This window comes from Herbaspirillum sp. B65 (genome assembly GCF_000333555.1).
Taxonomy (GTDB): domain Bacteria; phylum Pseudomonadota; class Gammaproteobacteria; order Burkholderiales; family Burkholderiaceae_D; genus Herbaspirillum; species Herbaspirillum rubrisubalbicans.
The window spans coordinates 1-7770 of record NZ_BADI01000518.1 but is presented as its reverse complement, the minus strand read 5'-3'; the positions used below and the strand labels follow the sequence as shown (position 1 = coordinate 7770).

The 7770-nt window shown below is 56.1% G+C and carries 6 protein-coding genes and 1 pseudogene; 3 read left to right on the top strand and 4 right to left on the bottom strand.

Annotated elements, in window-relative coordinates; all coding sequences use genetic code 11:
* Window positions 1-135, top strand: a pseudogene (locus tag I5W_RS29775) (ATP-binding cassette domain-containing protein); the annotation flags it as partial.
* Between the two features lie 238 nt (window positions 136-373).
* On the opposite strand, the gene I5W_RS12565 reads toward I5W_RS29775, so the two are convergent.
* The 4 genes from I5W_RS12565 to I5W_RS12550 form a co-directional block, all read right to left on the bottom strand.
* A complete protein-coding gene (locus I5W_RS12565) occupies window positions 374-1783 on the bottom strand; it encodes a DUF2169 family type VI secretion system accessory protein (RefSeq protein ID WP_044529476.1) in 1410 nt (469 codons plus the stop codon).
* A 13-nt stretch (window positions 1784-1796) separates the two neighbouring features.
* Window positions 1797-3947: a type VI secretion system Vgr family protein gene (locus I5W_RS12560; protein WP_044529475.1), complete on the bottom strand. Its 2151-nt coding sequence runs from the start codon at window positions 3945-3947 to the stop codon at window positions 1797-1799.
* A gap of 50 nt (window positions 3948-3997) precedes the next feature.
* Window positions 3998-4255: a hypothetical protein gene (locus I5W_RS32050; RefSeq protein ID WP_159106122.1), complete on the bottom strand. Its 258-nt coding sequence runs from the start codon at window positions 4253-4255 to the stop codon at window positions 3998-4000.
* Between the two features lie 199 nt (window positions 4256-4454).
* Window positions 4455-5378 (bottom strand): LysR family transcriptional regulator, encoded by a 924-nt coding sequence (locus I5W_RS12550; protein ID WP_044529474.1) that lies wholly within the window; start codon window positions 5376-5378, stop codon window positions 4455-4457.
* A gap of 236 nt (window positions 5379-5614) precedes the next feature.
* On the opposite strand from I5W_RS12550, the gene lhgO reads away from it, so the two are divergent.
* Entirely contained in the window at window positions 5615-6820 is a 1206-nt protein-coding gene (gene lhgO, locus I5W_RS12545; RefSeq protein WP_017454993.1) for an L-2-hydroxyglutarate oxidase, read from the top strand.
* Window positions 6821-6846: 26 nt separating this feature from the next.
* On the top strand, window positions 6847-7770 hold a 924-nt coding region (locus I5W_RS12540), incomplete at its 3' end, for an MFS transporter (RefSeq protein ID WP_252717006.1).

Sequence of the window (7770 nt, the reverse complement as noted above, 5' to 3'; positions counted from 1 at the left end):
GGTCAGGGCATCAGCCTGTCCCTGAACGAAGGCGAGATCACCGCACTGGTCGGTGCCAATGGCGCCGGCAAGAGCACGTCGCTGTTGGCCATCTCCGGCCTGGTGAAGGCGCAGCGCGGCCGCGTGCTGCTCAACGACCACAGCGACACTGTTGGACAAGTCCGCGACCGTTGGATAAGGCAGTGCTGGCGTGCTGCTGCCTACCGGCGTCTTGTTAAAGGACGGCGCGGTGGACACTGCCTTGAAGCTGTCAGACTTGCGTGCTCCGATCAGATTACCCATGGGCGGCGCTCCTGGTTGTCGCTGGCGTGTTGTGCTCCACTATCATGTCGCTTGCATTTTCTGATCTGTTGGTTTGCCGCTGACGTCCATTTCAATTGTTCAACGTTGCCGCAGAACGCCAGGCTGCTTGCCACTGCGCGCGAGACATCTGGCGAGCTTCCAGGCAGCCAATAGCGGGGTGAACAGGCAAGACGGCACGCGATACCATGGCGACCGTTCGCGCATCAGGTTCAACAATGAGCGTATCGATCGATAGCGCCAAGGGCGCCAGTTGGCCTGACTCGAAACGAACAAGAACGTAAGGCTGATAGGGTGGCATTGAGAGCTGCAATACCGAATTGCCTTGCTCATCCTCAATCACGCCAGGCGTCCCGCGCTGGCACAGATTGGTCAGCTCGATGATTTCATCGCCCTGCAAGGCCTCGATCTGCTGATCCGGCCAGGCAGCGTTCCATACCGCAAAGTCGAAATCTTCCGGTAGCGGTGCGCCGCTGTTGATGAACTTTTCGTCTATCGTTCCGGCCAGCCTGGCGCGTTCTGGATGACCCTTGGGACGGATGCCCAGCCCTGCGACGAGCGTCTCGGCATGGTCGAGCTGGCCGGTGCGCGCCTGACTGAAATGGTTCAAGGTGATGGGCTGCTGGGGATGTTCAATCTGCGGCGCGGACACATTTGCGGTCTTGGTCGCGTCGAGATACCAGTCCCGCGCCCACCCCTGACCGACAGGATTGGCGGCAAGCGCTTCATGGGCAACTGGAGGCTGTCTCTGTTCGGGGTGCGCTGCTGCTTGTTGCTGGGTCAGGCGGTACTGCTGCGGGACTTTGCTGGCCGCACGGCGATTGCCGTCGATGCGACATTGTCCGCCGTAGGCATGTTCCAGTCGCACGGGCAAGACCTTGGCCGGCTCCGGCTTCGTCAAGCGCCAAGCTGGCAAGCGCATGATGCCGAGTGTGCCGAATTTAAGCAGCGTCGCCGCCAGACGCAGCAAGCCTGCCCGTTTGACAAAGCGGCGTTGGCCATGGATGACCAGCGATTTATCGATCAAGCGTTCGCCAGGAATGACCGAGTTCTTGGCACGCTCCACCTCCGCGCGCCACGCTGCCAAGGCCTCTGGCGATGCAGGCATGAACGGGTTCAATCCTTGCGGCTTGGGTGGCGGCGGTACCGGGGTGTCAGGGCGTTTGACGACCACCCGCACCGGGAAACGGTGCGGCGGCTTGCCGTTCAAGGCGCGGGGCGGATAAGCCATGGCATTGACGATGACGTCACAGCGCGGCTTGTACGGACACAGGTCGGACTCCTGCCGCACGCTGCCTTGCAGATCATCCCCAAAGAATTCATCGGCTTCGCACAGCGGCTGCTGTTCATCGGCGAAGATCAGTTCTGATGCCGCATTCCATGTGAACGTCTGACGCAAGACGAGCACGTGGAACGCTTCGCCGTTGTGCCCTACACCGCCGAACGCCAAGGCGGGAAATGGGGTGTGATTGATGAACCGCATGGTCTCAGTTGTCTCAGTTCACATCCACATCTTTACCGGAAATCTGTACCGGTCCGCTGGCCTCAAAGTTGAACTTGGTGCCATTGATGAGCACGGTACCGTCGGATTTCATGACCATGGTGGACTTGCCGACGGTGATCTTGAATTCATCGCCTGCGGTGATGTTGAATGTCTTGCCGACCATCACGCTCTTGTTCAATCCGACTTCTTCGAGCTGCGCCAGTCCCACTGCCGTATTCATGGCCCCGCCAACACTGACGGCATAACCGGCGCCAACGGTCAGTGCCTTGGCGATGGTGACGGTCTCGGTCTTGTTCTGCCCAATCGTGATGGACTGGTTGGCGCCGATGGAAATCGTTTCGTTCTGTCCGACCTCTTCGGTTCGATTGGCACCGATATTGATGATTTCGTTCTGATCGACCTGCTCGGTACGGTTGTTGTGGACCGTGATGGTTTCGTTGTTGCCCACCGTTTCGGTGCGGTCATGTTTGACGTGCACGGTCTCATCATGGTCGATGGTCTTGCTGCGGTCATTGCCGACCCAGTGGCTTTCATCGTGTTCGACTTCGATACGCTGGTCCTTCTCGGCGTGCAGCCACACCTCTTCCTGTCCTTTCTTGTCCTCGAAACGCAAGGCGTTCGCATTGTCATAGCCACCGTCATGCGAAGAACGGGACAGGATGCCGGTTTGCGTCTTGTTGTCGGGTAGCGGCCACGGTGGCATGTTGCTTTGGTTGAATACTCGACCTGTGATCAAGGGCCGATCGACGTTGCCGTCCAGCCATTGGACGATGACCTCCTGGCCGATCCGCGGCACCGCCATGAAACCGAAATTGCTGCCGGCCCAGGTGCTGGCCACGCGCACCCAGGCGGACGATTTTTCGTTGTACTCACCTTCACGGTCCCAGTGGAATTGCACTTTGACGCGACCGTATTCATCTGTATAGATTTCTTCACCGGCAGGACCGACGACGATGGCGGTTTGCACGCCATAGATCTTGGGTTCGGTGCTGTTGAAACCGCGTCCCGGACGCCAAGGGATTTTCTTGCGCAGGCAGGTGAGCTCGACGTCATACGCAGCTGTGCTGCCTTGGCGCGTTTCATAGTTGTTGCTCACCTCATGCCTGGCTTCGAGGATCAGGAATTGACTATCTTCATTGCCCGCCGAGCGCGCATCGAGATGACCGCTGAGCACAAAAGAACGGCCGCACTGGCCGTGATCGTCATCGCCCTTGGCCTTGAAATGCTTGCTCGCCGCTTCGATTTCTTCGATGCGCATACGCACGAAATCGCGTCCATCCGCCGAGTTCTTGTAGCCATAGGCACCGGCATATTCATAGACTTCGAGCTTTGGCACCACACCTTGTTTGTTGATGGTGGGGGCATCGGCACGAATCGGCCTTGGGCTCTTGAAGTCGAAGCTGGACGCGGCATAGGCTGTAGCCGCCACAGTACGGATCGAAGAAAACGAATGCAGGCCGCTGTCCCTGACCCCGCTTCTGCCCTGCCAGAGCATTTGTCCGCTGCCGTCGATCGGCTCGGCTTGCGTGCTGTCGCCGCAGAGCATCAAGGTATGGCCGTCCTTGCGGTGCTCGTACCAATAATGCCAACCAAGCGCTTCCCAGCGGCGATGCAGATAGTTGTAATCGCTCTCGTCGAACTGGCAGGCATCGGTCATCGGCGCGTCGCCCTGCAGCCCCTTGCACTGCCAGTCGCGCATGTCGTAGTCGTTGAAAATCTCGGTCGTCTGTTGCTGCACCGTCTTGCCGTGGAACAGGTAGTTGTCGTGCCGATAGCGCAGAAAGGCCAGCCACGGCAAGGCGACCAGGTCGTAATAGGAAAAGCCGCCATCCTGTCTGACGAAGCGGAAATCGAAGACGTAGCCATTGAAGTAGCGCACGCTGCCATCAGCGCGCACCAGTTCAAGGGTGACCATTTTCGCCATGACATCCTTGAGGGCGATGTCTGGATTGTCGGAGAGAACTTCGACGGTGAACTGGAAATCGCGGCTCATGCCTTCGTAGGCGCTGAGACGATTGGCCACCATCAGCGCATCGGCAGGCGCGTCGTCACGCGGGAAAGAAAGGCGCAACAGGCGGTTGTTCTGCCGCTGGGCATTCATCAGCGTGCGCAAGGCCTGGGCGGCATCAAGCAGATCGTTCATGGGTACTCCGGTGAGTTCTGAACAACAGCGGACAAAATTGCGGATGCTTTTTACAGCCTGATCCAAGCTGCCCGATCTTTATTGTTGAGCTCTTGAAGCGCTTTTTCCAAACGCCAGAAGCGACCGTGGTCACGCAGATACTGGAGATATTCCAGATAATCCTTAAGCTTGGGGCCTGGCTGCCGGGACTCGCGGACAGAGGTGACGCCCTGATCGTAGCCGTTACGGGGGCGCTCATCGACATCGGCATTGGCGTTGCTGCCCGCTGGCAAAGCGCACACGCTGAGGCAGAAAACGCTGTGTATCATGGCTTCTCCCCTATGCCTTCCGCGTCACGCAAGACATCGACGCAGAAGAAAAAATGAATCCCACGCAGACAAGCCCGAAATAGACTGCAAGCATTCAAAAGGGTTCACTACCTCGATCGGGGGCAGGAGCGAATGCGATTTTTTATTCCTATGGATTAGAGAGCATTTCCAAATGGAAACATTTCGCCCTATTTCTATTTCAGACCGATATTGGTCGGGAAATATCGATGGTGAAGTCCACACATTGGGTGGAAAGTCGTCGGAGCGGATCGAGTAGTGGACGGTTGTCTCCGCGTCGCCATTGGAAAGAATAGGTCAGCGAAGTTGGCAGTTCCCCGCCAGCGAGCGGTCGAAGCAGGTTTTGGTCAAGCAGCTTTTGACTCCAGCCAGCGGGAAGGATACCTATGCCGACTGACGCAATCAGCATCCCGGCAATGGCACCCCAATTATTGCAATTTATACGCTCAACGGCCGTGATGCCGTGTTCCAGCAACCAATCATCGATCAGTCGTGTGCTGCCCGCTGAGGGTGGCAAAACAATCATCGGCTGACCCGCCTGCAATAGATCGACGGCGCTATATACCCTCTGAGAGTCGTCAGACACCGCCAAGGCCGGCGCTGCTACCCAGATGAATTGCTCCTGACTGAGCGGTTGCGACAAGATGTCGTAGTGTGATGAGCGCCCGGCGATGATCGCAAAATCGAGCTCACCTTTAGCGACCCGGCTTTCCAGAACCGCACCGACATCAACATAGGGCTCAAGCACCAGTTTGGGATGTCGTGCCCGGACTTGAACCATGAATTGCGGCAGCCAGGTAAGGGCGCTTAGTTCTCCAACACCAAAGGCGCAACGACCAACCAGGCCAACGGAGGGAGCAAAGGTGGCGCGCACTCTAGCAGCGTTATCAAGCAGGGCTTGCGCTTGCGGGAGCAGGGCCTGGCCTGCTTCGCTGAGCATGGCCCGGTGGCCGCTGCGGTCGAAGAGGGAAATCCCGAGCGATAGTTCCAGCTCTGAAATTCGCTTGGAAAGCGAAGATATCGATAAATGCAGGCGTTCGGACGCGATTCCAAAGTTGGCACAGGTGGCCGCCCAATAGAACGCTTCGAGTTGCTTTAAGGTCATTGCCGTCTCTTGTTCGATTTTTTCGAAATTTATTGTACATATTTTTTCGCTTTTATTTATGTCGTAGTTATTTAAAGATTCACGTCCGCATAGATCCACAGAGGGCTGCGTCGCTGGCATTGGTCTGCTCGGTGCTGGTCACGATGGATATGAATGACGCCAAGACCCGCCTCCTTCCTCAGCAGTGAAGATGGGGGCACGCAATGAAGAGCTTGCTATTTTTTGTAAGAGGAGCCATGAACAAAAATCGTTATGCGGTTATTGGTGGTGGAATTAACGGCCTAGCAGTCGCGCGTCAGTTGATGTTAGATTTTCCCGAAGCCACAGTGACGGTATTCGAAAAGGAGTCCAGTGTCGCTTGTCACCAATCCAGCCACAATTCAGGGGTGGTTCATGCCGGCCTATATTATGAGCCTGGGGGGCTCAAGGCGCGGCTTTGTCGACGTGGAGTAGCACTGCTTAGCGACTATTGCCGCGACAATGCGATCCCTTATGACGAGTGTGGCAAAGTGGTGGTCGCTCTCAAAGAGGAAGAGCTTCCTCGCCTGCAAGCCATTTACCGAAAAGCACAGGCCAACGGCGTACCAGGGTTACGGTTAGTCGGGCCCAGTGAACTACGTGAAATTGAACCTAATTGCGTTGGTTTGAGTGCCTTGCATTCGCCGAAAACGGCCATCGTCAGCTACGGTCAGGTCGCGACCATCATTGCCAAGGAAATTACGGCCCGTGGCGGTCGCATCTGTCTTAATTCACCTGTTGGACGACTGATTGAGCGAAATGCTGAAGTCCGGGTTGAACTTGCCAACGGAGAGATGTTCGATACCGGGTTCGATCAGGTGGTTGCGTGTGCCGGCTTACAGTCCGATCGTTTAGCCGAACGTTCAGGCGATCATGCGATGCCGCGCATTGTGCCTTTCTTCGGCCAATATTATGTGATCGACGAGGTTTTCAAGTCGCATGTCAAGGGCTTGATTTACCCGGTGCCGGATCCGCGCTTTCCCTTTCTGGGAGTTCATTTCACAAAACGCATCGACGGTCAGATGACAATCGGCCCGAACGCGTTCATATCACTCGGTCGCGAAAACTATGATGGACGAAGCATCAATCTGACCGACATTTTCAGTTTCGCTAGCTACCCTGGTTTTTGGAAGTTTGCCGGTCGCAACTTTGCGGCAACGTTGCGTGAGCTCAAGACTGTGGTAAGCGAAGCCAGCTTTGTGCGCGAGGCGGCCCGATATGTTCCGACGCTGGCCGACGTCGGCATTGTCCCGGCTGTCAGGGGGATTCGTGCCCAAGCAATGGAAGCCAATGGTGCCCTGGTTGACGATTTCGTGATTCGTCAACGCGGCAATATTACACATATCCGTAATGCCCCCTCTCCTGGCGCCACGTCATCGCTGGCCATTGCCGAATACATCGTTCGTGAAGTAATGAAGCACTAAGTTTTTTACGTAAGGGATAGCTTGCAGTGACCTGCCGCTACCTGACCGAATCAACTTGTGCGTCCGGTGTGAGAAAACAAAAACTAATTCATGGAGACATTGTGAACATTCAAAAACCAGAACATGAAACCTCGACACAAAGTAAAAAGCGTTTGCGCAAAGTAGCAGCAGCAACCATCGTCGGCTCAATGTTGGAATGGTATGACTTCTATCTTTATGCGACGATGGCATCGATTGTTTTCAGCAAGATCTTCTTCGATGTCTCTGAACCAGCGACGGCCTCGCTACAAGCCTTTGCTACCTTTGCGATCGGTTTTGTGGCAAGACCGATTGGCGGTCTGTTTTTCGGCTACTTCGGCGACCGCTATGGCCGCAAGCGGATGTTGTTCGTTACTTTCTGCATGATGGGCTTGTGCACGACTGCTATCGGCCTACTCCCATCCTACGCTGTCATCGGTGTATGGTCCCCCTTATGTCTGGTGCTGATCCGTATTGTGCAGGGACTGGGAGCGGGCGCCGAATTGGCAGGCGCAGCGGTGACTTCCTACGAACATGCAGCCGAGAACAAGAAGGGCCGGCAAGGTGCGTGGCCGGCCCTGGGACTGAACCTGGGCCTGTTGCTATCGTCGCTGACCGTTTATCTATTGACCGTCAATGGCGAACAGTTTCTGCTCGCCGGTGGTTGGCGTATTCCTTTTCTCCTCAGCTTTTTCCTGGTACTGGTGGGTCTCTGGGTGCGCAGGAGTTTGCCGGAAACGCCGGCGTATCAACATGCCGAAGAAACCCTTCGTCACAAACGCCCCTTCCGCGAATTGTGGAACACCAATGTCAAAGGGCTCGCTGTTGTGTTCTTTGTCGCCGTCGGTTACAACGCGCTCAGTTACATCTTCAAGACATTTTCTCTGGCCTACCTTACACAGTTCAAAGGCGTTTCTGCTAGCGTGACCTCG

Coding starts and splice junctions, on each gene's coding strand:
- I5W_RS12565 (WP_044529476.1), bottom strand. CDS start 1,783: ATGCGGTTCATCAATCACACCCCATTTCCCGCCTTGGCGTTCGGCGGT.
- I5W_RS12550 (WP_044529474.1), bottom strand. CDS start 5,378: ATGACCTTAAAGCAACTCGAAGCGTTCTATTGGGCGGCCACCTGTGCC.
- lhgO (WP_017454993.1), top strand. CDS start 5,615: ATGAACAAAAATCGTTATGCGGTTATTGGTGGTGGAATTAACGGCCTA.
- I5W_RS12560 (WP_044529475.1), bottom strand. CDS start 3,947: ATGAACGATCTGCTTGATGCCGCCCAGGCCTTGCGCACGCTGATGAAT.
- I5W_RS32050 (WP_159106122.1), bottom strand. CDS start 4,255: ATGATACACAGCGTTTTCTGCCTCAGCGTGTGCGCTTTGCCAGCGGGC.